21 protein-coding genes are annotated in these 21,518 nt (G+C 61.8%); 6 read left to right on the top strand and 15 right to left on the bottom strand.

From position 1 onward, the window contains the following. Nucleotides 1-58 precede the first annotated feature (58 nt). The 3 genes from AC07TV_RS11160 to AC07TV_RS11150 all read left to right on the top strand — a co-directional run bounded on the left by AC07TV_RS11160 (nucleotide 59) and on the right by AC07TV_RS11150 (nucleotide 2,465). Nucleotides 59-1,288: a phenylacetate--CoA ligase family protein gene (locus tag AC07TV_RS11160; protein ID WP_494648424.1), complete on the top strand. Its 1,230-nt coding sequence runs from the start codon at nucleotides 59-61 to the stop codon at nucleotides 1,286-1,288. A 14-nt stretch (nucleotides 1,289-1,302) separates the two neighbouring features. Beyond that, complete coding sequence (locus AC07TV_RS11155) at nucleotides 1,303-1,803, top strand: hypothetical protein (protein WP_494648423.1); 501 nt, start codon at nucleotides 1,303-1,305, stop codon at nucleotides 1,801-1,803. An 83-nt stretch (nucleotides 1,804-1,886) separates the two neighbouring features. Beyond that, nucleotides 1,887-2,465, top strand: coding sequence for a hypothetical protein (locus AC07TV_RS11150; RefSeq protein ID WP_494648422.1), 579 nt, complete (start codon nucleotides 1,887-1,889; stop codon nucleotides 2,463-2,465). Between the two features lie 83 nt (nucleotides 2,466-2,548). Here the strand turns inward: AC07TV_RS11150 and AC07TV_RS11145 are convergent, their stop codons facing one another. Genes AC07TV_RS11145 through AC07TV_RS11135 form a run of 3 tightly spaced genes read right to left on the bottom strand, consistent with a single transcriptional unit; the run spans nucleotide 2,549 to nucleotide 5,030 of the window. Continuing rightward, nucleotides 2,549-3,670 (bottom strand): PQQ-dependent sugar dehydrogenase, encoded by a 1,122-nt coding sequence (locus AC07TV_RS11145; RefSeq protein ID WP_494648421.1) that lies wholly within the window; start codon nucleotides 3,668-3,670, stop codon nucleotides 2,549-2,551. A 37-nt stretch (nucleotides 3,671-3,707) separates the two neighbouring features. Then, the gene (locus AC07TV_RS11140) at nucleotides 3,708-4,577 is read right to left on the bottom strand and encodes an SPFH domain-containing protein (protein WP_226496944.1); all 870 of its coding nucleotides are present in this window, start codon (nucleotides 4,575-4,577) and stop codon (nucleotides 3,708-3,710) included. Nucleotides 4,578-4,589: 12 nt separating this feature from the next. Next, complete coding sequence (locus AC07TV_RS11135) at nucleotides 4,590-5,030, bottom strand: NfeD family protein (protein ID WP_494648420.1); 441 nt, start codon at nucleotides 5,028-5,030, stop codon at nucleotides 4,590-4,592. A 133-nt stretch (nucleotides 5,031-5,163) separates the two neighbouring features. On the opposite strand from AC07TV_RS11135, the gene AC07TV_RS11130 reads away from it, so the two are divergent. Then, a complete protein-coding gene (locus AC07TV_RS11130; protein WP_494648419.1) occupies nucleotides 5,164-6,063 on the top strand; it encodes an AEC family transporter in 900 nt (299 codons plus the stop codon). Here AC07TV_RS11130 and AC07TV_RS11125 read toward each other — a convergent pair whose 3' ends face one another. Then, nucleotides 6,064-6,573 carry a PhaM family polyhydroxyalkanoate granule multifunctional regulatory protein gene (locus AC07TV_RS11125; protein ID WP_494648418.1) on the bottom strand — a complete coding sequence of 170 codons (510 nt, stop codon included), beginning with the start codon at nucleotides 6,571-6,573 and terminating at the stop codon, nucleotides 6,064-6,066. Between the two features lie 145 nt (nucleotides 6,574-6,718). Between AC07TV_RS11125 and AC07TV_RS11120 the strand changes: the two genes are divergently transcribed. Then, nucleotides 6,719-7,381, top strand: coding sequence for a response regulator transcription factor (locus tag AC07TV_RS11120; RefSeq protein WP_494648417.1), 663 nt, complete (start codon nucleotides 6,719-6,721; stop codon nucleotides 7,379-7,381). Here AC07TV_RS11120 and AC07TV_RS11115 read toward each other — a convergent pair. From AC07TV_RS11115 to AC07TV_RS11105, 3 genes are read right to left on the bottom strand one after another with little or no spacing between them, the layout of a single operon-like run. Next, nucleotides 7,351-8,931 carry a sensor histidine kinase gene (locus AC07TV_RS11115; RefSeq protein ID WP_494648416.1) on the bottom strand — a complete coding sequence of 527 codons (1,581 nt, stop codon included), beginning with the start codon at nucleotides 8,929-8,931 and terminating at the stop codon, nucleotides 7,351-7,353. The two genes, AC07TV_RS11120 and AC07TV_RS11115, sit on opposite strands and share 31 nt — an antisense overlap. A 14-nt stretch (nucleotides 8,932-8,945) precedes the next feature. Beyond that, nucleotides 8,946-9,443 carry a PDC sensor domain-containing protein gene (locus AC07TV_RS11110; protein WP_494648415.1) on the bottom strand — a complete coding sequence of 166 codons (498 nt, stop codon included), beginning with the start codon at nucleotides 9,441-9,443 and terminating at the stop codon, nucleotides 8,946-8,948. A 16-nt stretch (nucleotides 9,444-9,459) separates the two neighbouring features. After that, nucleotides 9,460-10,212 carry a class I SAM-dependent methyltransferase gene (locus tag AC07TV_RS11105; RefSeq protein ID WP_494648414.1) on the bottom strand — a complete coding sequence of 251 codons (753 nt, stop codon included), beginning with the start codon at nucleotides 10,210-10,212 and terminating at the stop codon, nucleotides 9,460-9,462. A 562-nt stretch (nucleotides 10,213-10,774) separates the two neighbouring features. Here AC07TV_RS11105 and AC07TV_RS11100 point away from each other — a divergent pair. Beyond that, nucleotides 10,775-11,020 carry a hypothetical protein gene (locus AC07TV_RS11100; protein ID WP_494648413.1) on the top strand — a complete coding sequence of 82 codons (246 nt, stop codon included), beginning with the start codon at nucleotides 10,775-10,777 and terminating at the stop codon, nucleotides 11,018-11,020. A 29-nt stretch (nucleotides 11,021-11,049) separates the two neighbouring features. Here the strand turns inward: AC07TV_RS11100 and AC07TV_RS11095 are convergent, their stop codons facing one another. The 8 genes from AC07TV_RS11095 to AC07TV_RS11060 all read right to left on the bottom strand — a co-directional run bounded on the left by AC07TV_RS11095 (nucleotide 11,050) and on the right by AC07TV_RS11060 (nucleotide 21,462). Beyond that, the gene (locus AC07TV_RS11095) at nucleotides 11,050-11,535 is read right to left on the bottom strand and encodes a hypothetical protein (protein ID WP_494648412.1); all 486 of its coding nucleotides are present in this window, start codon (nucleotides 11,533-11,535) and stop codon (nucleotides 11,050-11,052) included. 73 nt (nucleotides 11,536-11,608) lie between these two features. Beyond that, nucleotides 11,609-12,025, bottom strand: a complete 417-nt coding sequence (locus tag AC07TV_RS11090; protein ID WP_494648411.1) for a hypothetical protein — start codon at nucleotides 12,023-12,025, stop codon at nucleotides 11,609-11,611. Nucleotides 12,026-12,117: 92 nt separating this feature from the next. Next, a complete protein-coding gene (locus AC07TV_RS11085) occupies nucleotides 12,118-12,576 on the bottom strand; it encodes a hypothetical protein (RefSeq protein ID WP_494648410.1) in 459 nt (152 codons plus the stop codon). Between the two features lie 101 nt (nucleotides 12,577-12,677). After that, nucleotides 12,678-13,142, bottom strand: a complete 465-nt coding sequence (locus AC07TV_RS11080) for an ankyrin repeat domain-containing protein (RefSeq protein WP_494648409.1) — start codon at nucleotides 13,140-13,142, stop codon at nucleotides 12,678-12,680. 197 nt (nucleotides 13,143-13,339) lie between these two features. Further along, a complete protein-coding gene (locus AC07TV_RS11075; protein WP_494648408.1) occupies nucleotides 13,340-16,786 on the bottom strand; it encodes an indolepyruvate ferredoxin oxidoreductase family protein in 3,447 nt (1,148 codons plus the stop codon). 118 nt (nucleotides 16,787-16,904) lie between these two features. Beyond that, a complete protein-coding gene (locus AC07TV_RS11070; RefSeq protein WP_494648407.1) occupies nucleotides 16,905-18,770 on the bottom strand; it encodes a HAMP domain-containing protein in 1,866 nt (621 codons plus the stop codon). Nucleotides 18,771-18,772: 2 nt separating this feature from the next. Then, on the bottom strand, nucleotides 18,773-20,164 hold the full coding sequence (locus AC07TV_RS11065) for an FAD-binding oxidoreductase (RefSeq protein WP_494648406.1): 1,392 nt from the start codon (nucleotides 20,162-20,164) through the stop codon (nucleotides 18,773-18,775). Continuing rightward, the gene (locus AC07TV_RS11060) at nucleotides 20,161-21,462 is read right to left on the bottom strand and encodes a GNAT family N-acetyltransferase (protein ID WP_494648405.1); all 1,302 of its coding nucleotides are present in this window, start codon (nucleotides 21,460-21,462) and stop codon (nucleotides 20,161-20,163) included. Before AC07TV_RS11060 ends, AC07TV_RS11065 begins: the two co-directional genes overlap by 4 nt. Nucleotides 21,463-21,518 lie beyond the last annotated feature (56 nt).

The raw sequence follows: 21,518 nt of genomic DNA, 5'->3' as shown, positions 1-21,518 counted from the left end.
ATCAGGAAAACCAATTCTGAAATGCCACGGTCAACCGGAAAAAACGGAGAAAAATGAAATGAGCTATTACGACCCGCTCGAGACCCGCGATCCGGATGAGCGCGAGGCGGATTTGATGGACAAGCTGGCGCGTCAGGTGGCGCATGCCAAGGAAACGACGCACTATTATTTTCAGTCGCTGGCCGGGATCAACCCGTTTGAATGTGCGACGCGCGAGGCGCTGGCCAGATTGCCGCTGACCCGCAAGCGCGATCTGATCGAATTGCAGAAAAAGACGCCGCCTTTTGGCGGTCTCAACGCCTTGCCGCGGCACAAGGCCAAGCGGGTGTTCGCGTCGCCCGGGCCGATCTACGAAATGCAGGGCAAGGACACAGACTCGTGGCGCATGGCGCGCGTGCTGTATGCCGCCGGATTCCGCGATGGCGACCTCGTTCACAACTGCTTTTCCTATCATTTCACGCCGGGCGCCTTCCTCATGGAAGGCGGCGCCCGCAAGCTTGGCTGTGCGGTTTTCCCGGGCGGCACTGGCCAGACCGAGCAGCAGGTGCAGGCGATGGTCGATCTCAAGCCGGAAGGCTATGTCGGCACACCATCCTTCCTGCGCATCATTGTCGAGAAGGCCGAGGAAATGGGCGCCGACATCAGTTCCTTGCGCAAGGCCTGCGTCTCCGGCGAAGCCTTGCCCGGTGTGACCCGGCAGTGGCTCAACGAGCGCGGCATTTCGGTTCGCCAGTGCTATGCGACGGCTGACATTGGCGCCATTGCCTACGAAACCGAGGCTCAGGAAGGCATGGTCGTCGAGGAGGAAATCCTCGTCGAAATCGTTCGTCCGGGCACCGGTGATCCGGTCGAGCCGGGCGAGGTTGGCGAAGTCGTCGTCACCACCTTCAACCCGGATTACCCGCTGATCCGCTTCGCCACCGGCGACCTGTCGGCCATCATGCCCGGCCGTTCGCCTTGTGGCCGCAGCAATATCCGGCTCAAGGGCTGGATGGGCCGGGCCGACCAGACGACCAAGATCAAGGGCATGTTCGTCCATCCCGAACAGGTGGCGCAGATCGCCGCCCGGCATCCGGAAGTCCACCGCATGCGGCTGGTCGTCGACAACCCGGGCGGCCAGGATCGGATGGTGCTCCATTGTGAAATCGAAGCCGGCCACGAGGTGCTCGACAAGGCACTGGTGAGCAGCCTGCGCGAAGTGACCAAATTGCGCGGCGAAGTGGCATTTGTTACGCCGGGGGGCTTGCCCAATGACGGGAAGGTGATTGAAGATAGCCGGGTCTATTGATCCGGGAAATTGCCATGCGAATCCTCCTCGTCGTGCTGGCCTGTCTGACACTGTCGGCCCAGGCCGCCGAGCCGGTATTGCGGCCGTCGGCCAAGCTGCTGTTCAAGCAGCCGGAACTGCTCCAGGCCGGTCAGTGTGTGCGCTACGAGGAGGGCGGCAACGGCTGGGTGGTGACCGAGCCGGTATTTTTCCTGAAAGGTGAAGTGCTGGCCGCCGAGGTGCGCACCCGCCATCTCGGCAAATGCCCGGTGGTGCCCGGCAAGACGCTGGAGCGCTACAGCCGCGACGAGTTCAATCGCCATGTCCAGGCCTTCCCGTGCGTCGCCGACGGCGTTGCCGAACGCGACGAACAAAGCGGCGTCGTCCGCATCCGCGTCGCCGACTGGGAGACGCCGTATGCCCGGAAAGCCGAGAACGCCGGCCGTTTGTACCGCGGCATGTTCGTCGAGAAAAAGCTCGAAAAAGGCATGGAAATCGAACTGGAAGCCGACTTGCTGAGCGTCTGCGAACTGTAGCCGCGCGTGACGCCCGACGCCTGATCGGGCACACTCGCTGAAGTGCAGATTTGCTGCGCCTATCCAGCGAAAGATCAGGGGCCATGGACAAGAATATCGACGAACTGCTGGCGAAAATCCGCGTCCTGCAGGACGAGCTCGAAGAGGAATACCGCCAGACCCGCGACGAGTGGGCGCAAAAAAGAATCGAGTTGGCCGAGGAATTCCTGCGCCAGCAGCGCCGCTACAAGACCGGGCTGTTTCGCTTCCTGCTGCGCACCCGTCTGCTCGTCGCCCTCACCGCGCCGCTCATCTACCTTGGCTGGATTCCCTTCCTGCTCATGGACCTCTTCGTCACGATCTATCAGGCCATCTGCTTTCCGGTTTACCGGATTCCCAGGGTCAAGCGTTCGGAGTACATGGTTTTCGACCGCCAGGACCTGCCTTATCTCAACATTGTCGAAAAATTCAATTGTTTCTACTGCTCCTACGGCAACGGTGTCGCCGCCTATACGCGGGAAGTGGCGGCGCGCACTGAGCAGTACTGGTGTCCGATCAAGCACGCCCGCCGCGTCAAGGCGGCCCATGATCTCTACCCCAACTTCTGCGATTTTGGCGACGCCGAGGCCTACCAGCAGGGCCTCAACCGGCTGCGCCGGCAGTATGAGGACGAGGCGCGCTGAGCGGCAGGTGTTGGCCACGGTCAACCGGGAAAAAGCTGCAATTTTGAAATTCTGCCGCATGGCAGCGGGGCTGGAACCGCCGGCTAGTCGCCAACCAGCCTGAGCAGTTGCCCGTTGCGTTCGTCGGTCAGCAGGTAGATGCTTCCGTCCGGCCCCTCGCGGACGTCGCGCACGCGTTGGCGCAGGCCGGTGAGCAGCTTCTCTTCGCGGACGACCCGGCTGCCATCCATTTCCAGTCGGGCCAGATAGCCGAATTTGAGCGAACCGACGAGCAGACTGCCGCGCCAGGCCTTGCCGTAGCGCTCGCTGCGCACGAAGGCCATGCCCGATGGGGCAATCGACGGCACCCAGAAATGCACGGGCTGTTCCATGCCGGCCTTGTGCGTCAGGCCATCGCCGATGGCGCCGCCGCCGTAGTTTTCACCATAGGTAATGACCGGCCAGCCGTGATTCTTGCCCGGCTCGGGGCGATTGATCTCGTCGCCGCCCTGCGGGCCGTGCTCGTGCATCCACAACCGGCCGTCCGGGCCGAGCGTGGCGCCCTGGCCATTGCGGTGGCCGTAGCTCCAGATTTCGGGCAGCGCGCCGGGCTGTTTGACGAAAGGATTGTCGGCGGGAACGCTGCCATCCTTGCCGATGCGGACGATCTTGCCGAGATGGTTGTCGAGTTTCTGGGCGTCGGCCATGCGCGAACCGCGCTCGCCGAGGGTCAGGAACAGCCGGCCATCGTCGGCCTCGACGATGCGGCAGCCAAAATGCAGGCGGCTGCTGACTTTCGGCGTTTGCCGGAAGATCGTCGTGAGCTTTTCGAGGCGTCGGGCGTCGTCGGACAGGCGGGCCGAAGCGAGCGCCGTCGAATTGCCGCTACCCAGCGCCGCCGGCTCGGCGTAACAGAAATAGATCATCCGGGTGCGGCCAAAGTCGCGGTCGGCTACGACATCGAGCAAGCCGCCCTGGCCGGTCACTTCGACGGCAGGCAGGCCGTCCACCGGGGCGCCGACCTTGCCGTCGGCGGCGATTACGCGTAGCCGGCCCGGGCGTTCGCTGACCAGAAACTTGCCGTCGCCGATGAAGGCCAGTCCCCACGGATGCTCGAGTCCGCTGGCGACCACTTCGACGCGCAGCTCACCGCTCTGCGCCGCCAGCGGCAAGGCGCTCAAGGCCGTGAGCAGGGCAGCGACCAGGCGCCAGCTACGTTTCGACATTGCAATTTTGGCCAATATTTCCGGTTGACCGTGGGAATCAGCCGGCGATCTTGCCGCGACCGAACAGGCCCTTGACCGCTTCCTGCAAATCGGCCGGGAGCACGATGACCTTGGCGTTGTCCTTCTCGCCCATGCGTTCGAGCGCGGCGATGTACTTTTCGCCGAGCATGTAGGACATCGGCCCGGTCTTGTCGCCGATCGCGGCGGTGATGCGGCGGATCGCCTCGGCCGAGGCTTCGGCCAGCATGACCTGAGCGTTGGCGTCGCGCTTGGCTGATTCCAGCCGCGCCTCGGCTTCGAGAATGGCCGATTGCTTTGCCCCTTCCGAACGGGTGACGACGGCCTTGCGCTCGCGCTCGGCGGCGGCCTGCATTTCCATGGCCTTCTGCATCGACTGCGAGGGCTTGATGTCCTGGATTTCGACCGACTTGACGGTCAGGCCCCAATCCACCGCCTCGTCGGCAATGCTCTCGCGCAGCCGGGCCTTGATCTTGTCGCGCGATGACAGCGCTTCGTCAAGTTCCATTTCGCCGACGATGGAACGCAGCGTGGTCATGATCAGATTGCGGATCGCTTCCGAAAAATCGGTGACGCCATAAACCGCCTTGACCGGGTCGGTGACCTTGATGAAGGCGATGGCATTGGTCAGGATCACCGCGTTGTCGCGGGTGATGACCTCCTGCTCCTGGACGTCGAGGATGATGTCCTTGGTCACCAACTGGTAAGCCACCTTGTCGAGGTAAGGGATGACGATGTTGAGGCCGGGCTTCAGCGTGCCGTGGTACTTGCCGAGCCGCTCGACGATCCATTCCTCGCCCTGCGGCACGATGCGCACGCCCTTGGCGATGGTGACGACGACAAAAACCAGTATGGCCAGCGTGACGATAAAACCTGCGTTCAAGTCCATTTTTCGACCTTTCTAAGCCTTGTCTACCTTGAGAAAACTGCCTTCCACCGAGACCACCCTGACCCGTTCGCCGGCCGCCATGGCGGTGTCGGCGACGCAAGCCCATTCTTCCGAGCCGAGCAGCGGTCCCTGAAAACGCACCTTGCCGCGGGCGAAGGGAGCGACGGCACTGACCAGCAGGCCGATTTCACCGATCGCCTCGCCATCGGCCGTGCCCGAGCGGGTCTTGACGAAGCTCTGCTTGAAAACGCGGAACCAGAGGAAAACCATGGCCAGCGAGGCCAGCGTCCAGGTTGCCAGCTGAGCCGTCAGCGAAAGATCGAAAGCCAGCGCGAGCAGGCCGACGAGCAACGCGCCAAGACCGAACCAGACGATGAAAAACGAGGGAATGACCAGCTCGGCGAGAACTAGCGCAATGCCGCCGACGACCCAGTGCCACCATTCGAGATGCATGTTTTTCTCCTTTGCTCGGTGAGTATTTCGGGTTTGCCGGGCAGGGTCAAGGCGGATTTCAGTTTTGCCCATTTTTTCCGGTTGACCGTGGAAGTGGCCAAACGGTGCTCGACGCAGCGATTAAAATGCGCCGATGAACACCGCGCTGCTGCTCCTCCCCGATTTCGCCCTGATTCTGCTCGGCACCGCCATCCGGCGCTGGATGCATCTGGGTGACCATTTCTGGAGCGGCGTCGAGAAGCTGGTCTATTTCATCCTGTTTCCGGCCCTGCTCATCAACGCCATCATCAAGACCAGGCTCGATGTCGGTTCGGCCTTGCCGCTGCTCGCCACCGCCCTCGCCGCGATGGCCGCCGGCATGGTGCTGGGGCTGATTCCCAAGCTGTTCAGCCGCCTGCCGGCGCTGACCTACGCCTCGATGTTCCAGTGCGCCTACCGCTTCAATTCCTACATCGCGCTGGCCGTCGCCGGCATGCTCTTCGGCGCGCCGGGCATTGCGACGATGGGCCTGATCGTCGGCGCCGCCGTGCCTTTCGCCAATCTGGTCTCGGTCTGGATGCTGGCCCGCCACGGCGAGGTTGGCCTGTGGCGCGAAGTGGCGCGCAATCCGCTGATCTGGGGAACGGCCACCGGCTTCCTGCTCAATCTCGCCGGCTTCGTACCGCCGGCGCCACTGCAGGCCTTTCTCGGGCGGCTGGCCGATGCTTCCATCGCGCTCGGCCTGATCACCGTCGGTGCCGCCTTGCGCCTGGACAGCACGCCGGGGGTGCGTGGCTTTTCGCTCTGGCTGGTCGCTGTAAAGCTGCTCGCCCTGCCGCTCGTCGCGGTTGGCGTTGGCTCACTGCTCGGCCTGTCCGGCCTCAACTATCAGGTAGCGGTCCTTTTCGCCGCGCTGCCGACCGCCTCGTCGGCCTACATTCTGGCCATGCGCATGGGCGGTGACGGCAAGAGCGTCGCCTGGCTCATCTCGGCGACGACGCTCGGGTCCATGCTCACGCTGCCGCTGTGGGCAGCGTGGCTGGCCCGGTTCTGACTATCTTTTGACGGCCGGCTTTCGGGCCTTCGGCTTGGCGGCTTCCTCGGCTGCAGCGCTCGCTGCTGCCTGGGCGGCCGCTTCGGCGTTCTGCTGCATCTGCTCGCGCATTTGCTGCATCATCTGCCACGGCCACATGGCGGCGTCGGACATGGCGCTGTTTTCCGGGTGGATCGTGCCCTGGAAGAAATTTGGTGGCGGGGCCTCCGGGGCCGCCGGGGCTTCCGGAGCGGCTTCCGGGGTCATCGACTTGGCAGCGTCCTTGGCCATCTTGCCCATGGCTTCAACGGCGCCGACCGTGGTGCGCTGCATTTCGAGGCCCTGAATGGTCATTTGCAGCATCGACAGATTCATGCGCAGCCAGCCTTCGACGGCTTTCATGTCCTTGATGCGCTTGTCGAGTTCTTCAATGTCGAAAGTGGGGGCGACCATGCCGGGCAGCGAGAAACCCATGTTGCCCCACATGCTGCGCATGAAATTGAGGGGGTCGTGTACTTGATTGTCGGACATTTCAGTCTCCTTCTCGTTGTATCGTGTCATATTAAACTACTTGAGGCATGTTTACCGTAAGCGATGCGCAGCCCTTTGCTTACGGTAAACATGCCTCAATCTATGCAAAATGATAAATTAGCGCCCTGTTGAATAAGGGGGGCCTATGTTGAAACTGTTGGTGGTGGAAGATCACGCGCTCGTTCGCGAAGGCTTGGTCCGGCTGCTTGGTCAGGTCGAGCCGGGAGCGCAGGTGCAGGAGAGTGCGGATTTTGAAGCGGCGCTCAATGTGCTTGATAACGAAGGCGAATTTGATCTGGTCCTGCTTGATCTGGCCTTGCCCGGGATCGACGGCTTTGCCGGCCTCGACATCCTGCGTCGACGGTACCCGGCGATGCCGGTCGCCGTCGTCTCGGCCTTTGACGATTTGCCGACCATCACCCGCGTGCTCCATCTTGGCGCCTCCGGTTTCATCCCCAAGGCGTTTTCCGGCGAGGCGCTGCTCTCGGCGGTGCGCGAAGTGCTGGCCGGCAACATCTTCCGGCCGACCGGCCAATCCTCGTCGCAGCTCGACGACATGACGCCGGTGCCGCCGTCGAAGTCGGGCGTGCGCCCCGACGAAATCGGCCTGACCGATCGTCAGGGTCAGGTCCTCGCACTCATGGTGCGCGGCATGTCGAATCGCGACATCGCCGACCAGCTGGGACTTTCCGAAGGCACCGTCAAGATTCACGCGACGGCGGTGTTCAAGACGCTCGGCGTCAATAGCCGGACCCAGGCGCTGGTCGCCGTGGCCCGTTACGGCATCGACTTCGAAAGCGTCTTCTGAAGCTGATTGAGTAACGCCCGCAGCTTGGCCGGGCGTACCGGTGCCGGCAGGGCGTGGGCGCCGGGCGGCAAGGCCTGGCCGGCCGAGCCGACCAGAACGATGAGCGGCGTGCCGGGCGCCAGTTCGGCGCTGACCGCTTCAGCCTGTGCGACATCGCTGATCAGCACGACATTGTCGGGGGGGCGTTCGCCGCCACTGCGCTCGGCGACGCTGACGGCATAGCCCCAGCCTTTGAGCAGTTCAACGCAGGCCACCATCTCGGACGAGTTGCCGATGCAATGAACCTTGTCCGCTGCCTGCGCCGGGCTTTCCGGGTTCCGGGCAACAAGCCCCGGCGGGCTGCCGGCGACGCGCAGCGAAAAGGTGGTGCCCTCGCCGAGCCGCGAGCGCAGCGCGACCTGAATGTCGAGCGCCCGCGCCAGCCGGTCCACGATGGATAGCCCGAGACCGAGGCCCTTGTTGTGTTCGCGGGCGACGTTGCCGACCTGATAGAACTCGGCAAAGATCGCCGCCTGATGTTCCCGGGCGATGCCGATGCCGCTGTCGCGCACTTCGATCAGCAGTTGCTCGCCACGCCGCCGGGCGACGACGAGAACCCGTCCGCCCGACATCGTGTAGCGCAGGGCGTTGGAAACCAGGTTGGCGATCATCCGGTCGAGCAACAGCGGATCGGTATTTGCCCATAGCGGGCTGGGGCGAAAACGCAGCGTGATGTTGCGGTCGGCTGCGGCGCGCCGGAAGGAATTGGCCACCCGCTCGAAAACCGGTTGCAGCGGGAAAGGGCGGCAGTCCGGCTTGATTCCCGCGACATCGAGGCGGGAAATGTCGAGGAGCGAATCGAGCAATTCGCCAAGCATGGCGGTCGATGCAGAAATCTGTTCGGCCAGCCGTGGCAGTTCGCTCGGCGTGCCGCTGCGGAGCTGGCGCTGCAGATCGGCCGAGAACAGTGAAAGGGCGTGCAGCGGTTGCCGCAAGTCATGGCTGGCGGCCGCGAGAAAGCGGCTTTTGGCCGTATTGGCCCGCTCGGCCGCATCCTTTTGCCCGGCAAGTTCGACCGTTGCTTCGTGGATGCGCTCCTCGAGGTGATCATGGCTGGCGGCCAGCTCGTTCGTCATGATCGACATTTCACGCACTTGGCGACGAACCAGCATGGCCCCGACGAAGAGCACGATGCTGACCAGCAGGCCGAGCGAGGCGAGTTCGAAAAGCCGGGTTTGCCAGGCGGCGAGCAGCGTTTTTTCCGAAATGGCGGTCAGGATGCGCAGATCGGAGAAACCCGGCACTTCGGCAACCGAAACGAGCAGGCCATTGACCTTGGCCAAACCGCTGGCTGGCGTCATGTCCCGCAGCTTGCCGTCAAACAGGACGGTGCCCGCCTTGGCACCGAGGACGGCCGATTGTCGGCTGGTATCGCTGGGCCGGCAGGAGGCGACAATTTCGCCGCGGGCGTTGGTCAGCACCGCCTCAAAATCGTCGGACAGACGGTTCGACCAGCAGAAATCCTGCAGGTAGGCGGGCTCGATGGCTGCGAAGACGGCACCCGAGAACACGCCGTTGTCAGCCGTCAGGCGCCGGCTGATGGCATAGGTGTAGCGCCCGAATTGCGGCCGACATACGGGCCGAAAGTCGATACGTCGGCGCCGCCTTCGAGGGCCACGAAATACGGACGGTCCTGGACGTTGATGTGCGGCGTCGGGAAGTGCGTCGAAATGAAACGCTGGTTGCCGTGGCGATCGAAGACGATCAGGTCACGCAACTGCGGCATCGAGCGCGAGTGGCGCTGGGCGATGTATTCCCAGCCCCGCGACGACTCCCATTTTTCCCAGTCGCGACGGGGGCCGGAAAGATCGCTGGCGGTATCGCGCAGCAGCACGTCGATCGCCTCGAAGGTACGCGCCGTGTGTTCGGCCATCATCAGGCTGAAATGTTGCAGGCGGCGTTCGCCGACCTGGAGATCGTTGTGGCGGACCAGCGTCAGGTCGACGACAAAGACGAACAGAATGATCAGCGTGCCGGCCATGGCGGCTGTCAGGGCAAGGGTTTCAGGCTTTCTCGTGCGCATCGGCCGGCCGGTTCGTTTACTGGATCTGGTAGCAGTAAAGCGGACGAGGCGGTGTGCAGTCCACGTCGATGATGCGATCCGGCGTCGCCCCGGGAACCGGGAAACTGTTGCTGATGAACAGGCTGCCAGGCGCCATTTCCGCCTTCACCTTTTCCCACAACCGGGGCATCGGCGCCGGCGAGAGAAAGGCATAAACCACATCGTACTCGCCCAGTTTGGCCTGCCACAGATCGTTCCAGCGCCAGCGGATGTTGGGCCGGCCGAGGCTGAAAAAGCGCCCGACCAGCCAGGTCAGCGGGGCGTTTTCATAGCCGGTGAAATGGCTGTCCGGCAGCGCATCGGCCAGCGGCACGGTAGTGCTGCCCAGCCCGGCACCGAGATCGAGAAAACGGCTCGGGCCGCGCTCGGCCAGCAGCTCGGCCAGGGCGGCGACAGTCTGCTTGTTGGACAAGTAAAGCGGCACCTGCCCGGACAGCGCGCCGCGAAAGACCATCAGCAGCAACATGGCGGAAAGCAGGAACCAGAGCGGATCGATGGCCAGCCCCTGGGTGTACCAGACGAGCGGCATGAAACCGGCGTGGATCACACGCCACCACCAGGGCTGGCGCGAAACCGTGGCAAAAAACAGGGCGACGCCGCCAATGGCCAGGCTGGTTTCCAGCCACGGCATGGCTTCGGCTTTCCAGCCGTAGTAGGGCCAGGCGATGGATAAAACAAGGATGACAGCCGCCGCTTGCAGGGCGAATTGTCGTTTCGGCGTTGAATTCATCCGCCGATTTTATGCGATCAGCGCGGAACTCGCCTTTTCTCTTGCTTGAGTGACCTCTTTGGTCGGTGCGCTCAGCGAGTGAGGGGAATGCAATACGCAGGGTTGGGATGGTTTGCTGGGGAAACCGCCACCCGCGGCGATTTCAATTTTGGCCAAAATTTCCGGTTGACCGTGGAAACGCCATGCCTACCGGTTTTGGGGGGAGATATTACGGTTTCGCCCACCGAAACCGTGGTCTGTCCCCCATTGTTGTGCGACGACTACGTCGTGTAACCATGGGCCTGAAGGTGAGAAGGTGGCGGTTTCAGCCGGAACATTTACAACCAGTTGTCCAACCTCCATAGGCTCGGATTCGCCAATATCCCAACCGGACGCGAGGACAAGAAATGCCATCTCGTTTTCCGAGCCAGCTGTTTTGCGCAATTGCATGTAGAGGCCACGGGTCATTGGTGTGATGCCCAACGATTAGGTAACGAGCCGCCGCGACTGGTGGCTATTTGACGACAACTATCAATTCGGCGGTCTTGTTGACCGTTGAGTTGGGCTGGTTTTGGAGAAAGACATGACCGAATTTGAAGAAGGCGCCCTTGTGGCTATTGGCCTGATTGTCGCAACCCATGATGAGCCGACGATTGCAGCATCTGTACTCAACGGAATGGGTTTGTGCGAAGCCGATTGCTCGGCAATGGATGACTACGACAAGGCAAACCTTGCGAAGCTGCAAGGGGAATGCCACGGAAAAGTAAAACTACGTGGCTTGGCGCCCAACGTGAAAGCTCAGCCGACGGCAAAAAGCGCAGCTTTTTGACGGTCGGCTGGAGCGATGAGTTAGGAGCTTTAGCCCGTGTAGCACTCATACTTGATCCTCGCGACCCTACCGTTCCTGATATGGAATTTTCCGCAATCTGTGTCACCACAAACCTCAATTACTTCGACCTCCGGAATGTAGCGCTCGCGTAATGCCGTCGGCAACTTTGAAACTGGCATGCCTACGGTTACCAAGCGCACAACGGGTGCTTTGGGGTCTTCAGTTATCAGAGCGCTCAGCAGCCCGCTGGTATCTTTATCATCTACCTCGAAATGCGCCACAAACGACTTGTACTGTTGAGTGACAATAAGTACCCCGTTCTCGCGAGCCGCGCTGGCGCTGCTAGGCTTCCCAAGGCGCGCATAGGCACTTAGTTTCGTTCCATATGGCAATGAATAAGGCCCTTCGTTACAGGAGAAGAGTGGGTCATAGGAATGGTCTGTTCCACCCGCCTGCGCGGTCGGGCATAGGCCATGCACGCCAACAAGCAAAGACAATAAGACGCGGCCGATCAACGTATGCTCCTAACGTTGAAGCTCAGCCGACGGCAAAAAGCGTAGCTTTTTGACGGTCGGCTGGAGCGGATTGTTAGCGTGGGACATTTGAGAAATGCTCTTTAACTTGCGAAAAGAATGCCGCAAGAAGTACAGCCCCCCAGAGTGATGCCGACAAATCGTTCAGCGCCATGGACAGGCCGGAAACCACCGCTACACCTGAGAATGGCTGAAGTATGAAAAGAATCACGGAGAACGCCAACGCTAGTTTTGGTGCCCAAGAGGAAAAGCGAAATAGCCCAATAACTGAGGCGCCACCGGCAACTACCAAAAACACCACAATCAGCCATAGAAACGCAGGATGAACAGCCCAATCCGGTTGTTCAATGGCTTCCAGTGCCGTCGCAAGAGGCTGAGGAACGAGGTTTGGGAACAGATAGTCGATGCCACTGCCTAGTGCTGCAGACAGTAGCGATGAGGCTAGCAAGATCCTGAACAGTTTGGGTGTCATGGAGTAAACGCTAACGTTGTAGGTAAGGGGCGCTGCGCGACGCTTTATCGCGCAGCGTCCAGCGACCGAAGGGAGCGACCTTGACCGCAATGTTAGATGTCGTTTGCATTTGCGACGAGTTTAACTTCGCCTGGAAACAAACAAAAGTCGGCAGAGTTTTCGCTGGCATTAAAACTTAGCCAGATAAAGCCGTAGCTATCAATTTCAACAACTCGTCGCTCCTGGCCGACCAAGGAAAACAATCGGTTTTGATCTTCAATGGGCAACTCTTTTGCGCACGATTCAACCGAAACGATTTCCACGGACGAGCCGACGGCAAAAGCGGGTTCGGTAACAAACCCTTCTTGCCAGTAAATGATGCCGAGACGACACTCTTCGAGTGAAAAACCTTCGGGGTTTTCTTTGAAACCAGGCTGGGTTGCGACTAATGCTTGGGCTGCCTCTCCTTCATGAAGGGAAGCGAAGGCCCCAATTAATTTGACGTCTTCGCTGCCATCAGCGAATGCATGTACATGATGTAGGAGCCAAACAGAATCCATGGGAAGAGACATCTAACGTTGTAGGTAAGGGGCGCTGCGCGACGCTTTATCGCGCAGCGTCCAGCGGAGGCCGAAGGCCGGAGCGGCCTTGACCGTAGTGTTAGGTGCGGGGTTCACTCTTGGCTCAACCTTCTTTCCAGTCGGTCGATTTCCGTACGCAACTGCTTAATGCGAGCTCGAATCCAAATCTTTGGATCTTGGTCTTGGCGCTTCTTCATCTCGCCGGCCAAGAAGTTGCATACCTCATCATGGCCACCGAAGCGTGCCAAGGTAAACGGTGGTTTTCCTTCAGTCAAAGCGAATGGGTCAGCCCCCGCATCGAGCAGCACTTTGATTAGTTCAAGATTCCCTAGCGAGCAGGCTTCGTGCAGAGGTGTATGGCCGAGATCGCCAGGCTGATTGACATTGATGCCCGCGTTGATCAGTTGCTTTGCAATCTCGATGTTGTTCTGGTGAATGGCAAGATGCAGAGCATTTTCGCCCTCGCAGTTGACCGTATTTATGTTCTCGAGGCTTGGTGATTCGAGCAGCAACAAGTCTTTTGCCTGTTCAAAGAAGCTCAGTAGTTCTGGGGACATCAAAGCACCTAACGTTTTAGGTAAGGGGCGCTGCGCGGCGCTTTATCGCGGGGATAATAGGGGACAGACCACGGTTTTTGACCCGCTGAAACAGTAGTCTGCCCCCCTGTTATTAAATCGATGGCATTTATGCCATCGATTCTCAGGGCATCAGCATACGGAGCAGGTTGATTAATGTCGAGTGGGTACGGTGTGTTTCAAGCGAGCTGTCGCAACACTTCTCGTCGGTCAGCCACTTTCGCCGCAGCCTCGCTGCGCACTGGTCCGAATCCGCGCACCTCGGCTGGCCAGTTGGCGAGTGCCACGATTTCCGGGTTCGGGCTGTGTCCAGCGATGAAATCGAGGTCAGTTTCGTAGTCGGCGAGTAACTGGCGGTCCAGCTTGTTTTCTTCGCTGTTTTTCCACGGATCGAGCCAACTGCCGCGCCAGCGGCGGGCTTTGGCCATGAGGCCGAATACCGGCAGCACCCAGGCGCCGAAGCGGATTTTCTTCGGGCGGCCGTCCGGGCCAATGCTGCTTAGTCCGGGCGGGGCGAGGTGGAAGCTCAGGCGCAGGTCGCCGTCGAAGCGCTCGTTCAGGCTCTTCACGAAATCGGTCTGGGCGTACAGGCGGGCCACTTCCCAGGCGTCTTTGGGGGCGAGCAGGCGGGCGTATTGGGTGGCAACGGCGTGGGTCAGGTCGTCGTTGCCGAGGCGGCGGATGGATTCGACGCGGCTGGCGTAACGGGCGGCGAGCCTGGCGTCCTGGTAGGCGGTGAGGTGTTCGACGCGGCTGGCGATCAGTTCGTCGAGCGTTTGTTCCGGCAAGGGCTGGCCGGTGAGCGGGCCGGCGATTTTGGCGACTTTTTCCGGGGCGACCGCGGCCCGCCTGCCCCATTCGAAAGCTTGGCGGTTGGCGTCGACGGCGGCGCCGTTGAGGACGATGGCGCGGTCGAGGGCGGCGGCGGAGACGGGCACCAGGCCGAGTTGCCAAGCGTAGCCGAGGAGCAGCATGTTGCCGTAGAGGGCGTCGCCCATCAGGCGGTTGGCGAGGTGCTGGGCGTCGATGAACTGGACGTGATCGGCGCCGAGGGTTTCGTTGAGCTGCGTCTTGAGTCCGGCCAGCGGGAAGTGCCAGTCGCGGTTGCGGGTGAAGTCGGCGGTTGGCGTGTCAGTGCAGCTGACGACGGCGCGCGTGCGGCCTTCGAGCATTTTCGCCAGGGCTTCGGTGCTGGCGCTGACGACGAGGTCGCCGCCGAGTACGGCGTGGGCTTCGCCGGTGGCGATGCGGGCGGCGTGGATGTCTTCCGGGCGGTCGGCGATGCGCAGGTGGGAGAAGACGGCGCCGTATTTTTGCGCCAGTCCGGTCATGTCGAGGGTCGAGATGCCCTTGCCGTCGAGGTGGGCGGCCATGCCGATCAGCGCGCCGAGGGTGATGACGCCCATGCCGCCGACGCCGGTGATGAGGAGGTTGTAGGGCTGGGCCGTGGACGGCAGTTTGGGCGATTTCAAAATTGGCCAATTTTCGGCGTTGACCGTGGGACTCGATCCTTTTTTGAGTTTGCCGCCTTCGATGGTGACGAAGCTCGGGCAGAAGCCTTTGACGCAGGAGAAATCCTGGTTGCACGATGACTGGTCGATCTGGCGCTTGGTGCCGAAGGCAGTTTCGACCGGCACGATGGACAGGCAGTTGGATTGCACCGAGCAGTCGCCGCAGCCTTCGCAGACGGCTTCGTTGATGACGACGCGCTGGGCGATGGCCGGCATCTTGCCGCGTTTGCGCCGGCGGCGGGCTTCGGTGGCGCAGACCTGGTCGTAGATGAGGATGGTGACGCCGGGTTCCTCGCGTAGTTCGCGCTGGACGGTGTCGAGCTCGTCGCGGTGGCGGATCGGCACGTTGGGCGCGAGGTCGGTGATCTCGGCGTACTTGGCCGGATCGTTGGTGACGATGACCATCTTGCTGACGCCCTCGGCTTCGAGCTGGCGCGTGATGCGGGCGACGCTCAGGATGCCGTCGACGGGCTGGCCGCCGGTCATCGCCACGGCGTCGTTGTAGAGGATCTTGTAGGTGATCGGCACCTTGGCGGCGATGGATTGGCGGATGGCGAGGATGCCGGAGTGGAAATAGGTGCCGTCGCCGAGGTTGGCGAAGATGTGTTTCTCGCTGGTGAAGGGCGCCTGACCGACCCAGGGCACGCCTTCGCCGCCCATGTGGGTGAAGGTCGCCGTGCTACGATCCATCCACGTCACCATGTAGTGACAACCGATGCCGGCGACGGCGCGCGAGCCTTCCGGGACGCGGGTCGAGCTGTTGTGCGGGCAGCCCGAGCAGAAGTGCGGCTTGCGCTCGGCGAGGACGATGGGCGTCAGCGCCGCTTTCTGCTTGGCTTCGATCACCGCGAGGCGGGCGGCGATGGTCGGCGAGGTGAAAAAGCGGCCGATCCGTTCGGCGATGACGCGGGCGATGGTGGCGACCGGCAGTTCGCCGGTGGCCGGCAGCAGCCAATTGCCTTCTGACCATTCGCCGATTTCGTCGAACTTGCCGATGACGCGCGGGCGGACATCGTCCTTCCAGTTGTACAGCTCTTCCTTGAGTTGGTATTCGAGCAACTGGCGTTTTTCCTCGACGACGAGGATTTCCTCCAGCCCTTCGGCGAAGTGGCGGACGCCTTCCGGTTCGAGCGGCCAGACCATGCCGACCTTGAACAGCCGGATGCCGATTTCGCCGGCCAGCGCGTCGTCGATGCCGAGTTCGTCGAGGGCCTGGCGGACGTCGAGGTAGGATTTGCCGGCCGTCAGAATGCCGAGGCGCGGGGCGGGTGAATCGATGATCAGCTTGTTCAGCCCGTTGGCCCGGCAGTAGGCCAGCGCGGCGTAGAGCTTGTGGTTGAGCAGGCGGGCTTCCTGGACCAGCGGCGGGTCGGGCCAGCGGATGTTGAGGCCGTCCGGTGGCAATTTGAAATTTGGCGGAAAAATCGGGTTGACCGTGGCAGGGTCGATGCTGACCGAGGCCGAGGTCTCGACCGTGTCGGCCAGCGCCTTGAAGGCCACCCAGCAGCCGGAATAGCGGCTCATCGCCCAGCCATGCAGGCCGAAATCGAGGTATTCCTGGACGTTGGCCGGGTAGAGCACCGGCATCATGACCGCCTTGAAAAAATGCTCGGTCTGGTGCGGCAGGGTCGATGACTTGGCGGCGTGGTCGTCGCCGGCAATGACCAGCACGCCACCGAATTTCGAGGAGCCGGCAGCATTGGCGTGACGGAAGACGTCGCCACAACGGTCGACGCCCGGCCCTTTGCCGTACCACAGGCCGAACACGCCGTCGTAGAGCGCGCCGGGAAACAGATTGACCTGCTGGCTGCCCCACACGGCGGTGGCCGCCATGTCTTCGTTGAGGCCGGGCTGGAAGGTGATGTGGTGCTCGGCGAGGTGTTCCCTGGCCTTCCACAGGCCGAGATCAAGGTTGCCGAGCGGGCTGCCGCGGTAGCCGGAAATGAAGCCGGCGGTGTTGAGCCCGGCGGCGAGGTCGCGCTCGCGTTGCAGCATGGGCAGGCGAATCAGCGCCTGGGTGCCGGTCAGGAAGACGCGGCCGGAATGGCGGGTGTATTTGTCGTCAATCGACGCGGACAGGTTGTCCGGCAAGGGCGGTTGAGCCAGGTTGCTCATCTTTGTCTCCGGTTATGACGCCTTGTGGGCGCTGTTGGATACCGCCAAGCCGGGGGTGTTGGCTTGACAGTCTGGAGGTTGGATTGTCATAGCCGGACAATGTTCCGGCTATGCGGGATTACCCGGGCAGACCGAGGCGGAGCGTGAAGCTGAAGGTACTGCCGACGCCTTGCTGGCTCTGTACAGTGAGGCGGCCGCCCATCATCTCGACGAGCTGGCTGGAAATGGTCAGGCCGAGGCCGGTGCCGCCGAAATTGCGGGTGGTCGAACCGTCGGCCTGGGCGAAGGCATGGAAGATGGCTTCCAGACGGTCGGCCGGGATGCCGATGCCGGTGTCGGCGATGTCGACGGCCAGCATCATGTCGCTGGCGCCTGTTTCGATGACCCGAGCGGAGACCACGATGCCGCCGGTGAGGGTGAATTTGACGGCATTGCCGATCAGGTTGAGCAAAACCTGACGGATGCGCAGCGGGTCACCGATCAGGGTTTGCGGCAAGTCGGCCGGCAGCTTGCATTCGCTGCTCAGGCCCTTGTCCTTGATCTGCGGCGTCATCAGGCGGAGGACGTCGTTGACCAGGGCAGCGAATTCGAACGGCGTATGTTCGATGTGCAACTTGCCGGCCTCGATCTTCGAGACATCGAGAATGTCGTTGAGGATGGCCAGCAGGCTGTTGGCCGATGCCTGGGCAATGTTCAGGTATTCCTGGGTTTCGTCATCGAGCCTGTTCATCCGGGCCAGTTCGATCATGCCGATGACGCCGTTCATCGGCGTCCGCAGTTCATGGCTCATGTTGGCCAGAAATTCGCTCTTCGCCTTGTTCGCCGCTTCTGCCGACTCCTTCGCGCTCGCCAGGTTTTCCATCATTTTCGAGCGCTGCTCCTCGCTGGCTGCCAGGGCCAGTTCGGCCTTGTTGCGGGCGCCGAGAAACTCGTTGAAGGCGGCGGCGACGGTACTGATTTCGCTGCTGCCGATTTCGGCCACCGGCTCGGCGGCTCGCCCCGGACGCATGGCGCTGGCCCGCTGGCGCATGGCCGCAGCCAGTTGGCCGAGCGGCCTCGAGATGCGCACCGAAAAGAGCCAGATCAGCGGGACGGCGAGCAACATGAGCAGGATGGTAATCGTCGCCATCCGCTGCTCGATGGTGCGGATGGGCTGGAAGGCCTCGCTGCTGGGAACCACCGAGGCAATGATCCAGTCCGTCGAGACCAGTTGCTTGAAGGTGAACAGGCCGACCAGTCCGCGGCTGTTGGTGCCCTCAATCGTCCCTTCAAAGCCGGCGAGCGCGCGGTCAAGGGCCAGGTTGGCACCGACCGGGGCGACTTCCTTCATGATCCGTTCTTTGTCCGGATGGGCGATGACCAGCCGGTCCTTGCTGACCAGATACAGATAGCCGGTCTGGCCTATCTTGCGTGTGCCCAGCGTGCCGATCAGGTTGGGCTTGTAGAGGTTGAGGACGCCGCCGAAGATGGCGACGAGTTCGCCCCGGGCATTGAGGACCGGGGCCGCCATGACGACGATCGGCTGCTGCGTGGCCTTGCCGAGGATGGGTTGGGATATGGCCGGTTTGAGCGTCTGCTGGACCTGCTTGATGTAGTCCCGACTGCTCATGTCGAGGTTGCGGCGCCCCGGCTTGATCGGCCAGTCGACGAGCAGCAGGCCTTTGGCATCGAAAATGTAGAGGTCGTCGAACAGCGTCAACAGGGTGGGGCGCTCGCGCAGATGGCGTTCGAGGGCCGCGAGGTCGGTCATCCGGTCTTGCGGCACGGTGCTGGATACGGTGGTCAGGGCGCGCAGGCGCTCCTGCAGCTTGTCGTCAATGTTGCCGGCCAGTTCACTGAGGAAGGCAAACTGCTCGGCTTCGATGCGTTTGCCAAGATCTTCGCGCAGAACCGAGTATTGGCCAAAAAACTGGACGAGGAGAAGCACCAGCGCCGTGCCGATGGCACCAACCGTGAGCTTGAGTTTGAGACTGTAGGGCGACATGTTCAAAGCGCCGGTGGCAGGACTTTTCCGGGATTCAGGATATTTTGCGGATCAAGCGCCTGCTTGATCGAACGCATCACGTCGACGGCAACGTCGCCATGTTCGAGCCGCAGGTATTTGCGCTTGCCCAGCCCGATGCCGTGCTCGCCGGTACAGGTTCCTTCCATGGCGATGGCGCGCTCGACGACGCGCTGGCTGATCCACGCCGCTTCTTTCATGTCCTGCTCGTTGCCGGTATCGACCAGCACGACGAGATGGAAGTTGCCGTCGCCGACATGGCCGAACAGGGCAATCGGAATGCCCACCTGGGCGATGTCTTCGTTGGTCGCCGCGATGCACTCGGCGAGCCGGGAGATCGGCACGCAGACGTCGGTCGGGAAGCAGCGGCAACCGGGTTTCAGTTGCAGGCAGGCGAAGTAGGCGTCGTGGCGGGCCTGCCACAGTCGGCTACGGTCCTCCGCTCGGGCCGCCCACTCGAAATGTGTGCCGCCGAGGTCGTCGGCGATGCCCTGCACGGTTTTCGCCTGCTCCTCGACTGAGGCCGGGCTGCCGTGGAATTCGAAAAACAGCGTCGGGGCCTCGGCCAGCGTGGTCTTGCTGAACAGGTTGATGGCTTTCAGCGACAGGGCGTCGAGCAGTTCAATGCGCGCTACCGGGACGCCGAGCTGGATGGTCAGGATGACCGCCTGGACGGCCGAGTCGATGTCCGGAAAGGTGCATACGGCGGCCGAGATGGCCTCGGGAATCGGGTAGAGCTTGACGGTCAGTTCGGCCATGATGCCGAGCGTGCCTTCAGAGCCGACGAGCAGGCGAGTCAGGTCGTAGCCGGCCGACGATTTGCGGGCGCGGCCGCCGGTTTTCAGGATGCGGCCGTCGGCCAGCACGGTGGTGGTAGCCATGACGTTGTCGCGCATGGTGCCGTAGCGCACGGCGTTGGTGCCCGAGGCGCGGGTTGCCGCCATGCCGCCGAGCGTCGCGTCGGCACCGGGGTCGATGGGGAAGAACAGACCGGTGCCCTTCAACGCGTCGTTGAGCTGCTTGCGTGTGACGCCGGCCTGAACTGTCGCGTCGCCATCTTCGGCGTGGATGACAACGATCTCGTTCATGCCCGAAAGGTCGAGCGAAATTCCACCGCCCGGCGCCAGTACATGGCCTTCGACCGAACTGCCGACACCGTAGGGAATGACCGGCACGCCATGGGCGGCGCACATTGCCACGGTCAACGCGATTTCTTCGGTGTTTTCGGCAAAGACGACACCGCCGGGCAGCATCGGGTCATGGACGGATTCGTCGCGGCCATGCTGCAGGCGCGTCGAGTCGCCTTGGGAAAATCGATGCTGGAATTGCGTTTGCAGCGCTTGCCGGAGTGCATCCGGTATCGATGGGGAGGTCACGGGAGGAATCGGGTCGCCTGATCGAGATCCGTGTGAGTATGCCCTTCATAGAGCGCCGTGACGAACTTGCGCCAGACCAGATCCGGCTCGCCGATGCGGAAACCGCAGTAATGCTGGTCATCGACATCGGTTTCCTGAACGGCCTGAACGGTCAGCCGCGAGATTTCGTTGAGTCCGAGCTGGACGGTGGCGTTGAGCCATATATCGGCCGGGACCGGCTCGACGATGCGCGCCCGGAAGCCGTAGCGCGACACTTCATTGACCTCAATGTTGATCGGCTTTTCAAACAACGGTGTGGCGTTGTTGAGACGGGCCGGGCACTTGACCGAGAAGCGGCGGTGCTGGCGAATGAGCGGTGCGGCGCCCTTTTCGGGAAGCGGCGGCAGAACGCTGCGATATTCCGGCAGGTCGTAGATGAGGTGGAGCAGGGCTTTCTTGCGGTCGCTCAGCTCGGCGAAAACATTGGTCTTCTTGTTGAAGAAGTAGTCGATCAGGTCAGGCGTCAGGACCGGGTCGTTGGTCGTGAAGAAGCGCCGGTGCGGGATCTGGATGTTGGCCAGCTTGGTTTCGCAGAAATAGTGATAAAGATTCCGGTTGTTGGCCTTGCCGGCGTAGGCCTTGCGCATTGTTTCCGGGGCGTGCTTGAGGTCAAGCGAGGCGCCGACGGCCGGCGCGCCATTGACGAAGTCGTAGTTCTCGACAACGTTGGCGGTCAGTCGCTTGAAGAAGAGCAGCGACTCGTACATTTCGATATGGCGCGGATTGACCGCAATGACGAGGTGGCGGGTATCGAAGAAGGTCGTGCAGTATTCGTACATGAACTTCATGAGCGGGAAGAGGATGGTTCCTCCCGTCCGCCGGAAGCGCGGATGCACGGCAAGGGCCGACACCTCGGCGATATTGCCTTCCTTTTCGCGGACGCCGGTCAGGTCGAAAATGCGCTGCAGCGGAAAACCAATGGCGCTTTCGCGAATCAGCGACAGGGTGCCGACGACCTGATCATCGAATTTGGCACACAGCGTCGTCGTTGTCGGCAGAGCGTGATAAATCGTGACGCGCATGCCGGAAGGGTCCGGGGTCATGAAGCCGCTGCTGACATAGGCGTCGTGCAGCAATTTGAAGCAGGCTTCCAGCTCTTCCTTGGTCTCGGCGATTTTCAGGACCAGGCGCTTGTTGGGCTCTGGATCGCAGTCCACAAAGGAGCGATAGACGTTATGGCGGCTCTTTTGCGGCAACATCGCAAAAAGCTTGCGAGCAGTCTGGCTGAAGTAGAACCGCAAACGGGCTAAGGCCGGCATCAAGCGCACTCAAAGGAAAAACTACGTTTTTATCATAGCACCTTATGATTGACATG

Source organism: Azonexus sp. GW821-FHT04F04 (genome assembly GCF_059420025.1).
Note: the sequence above shows the minus strand (reverse complement) of the source record. Positions and strands in the feature narration are given on the sequence as shown.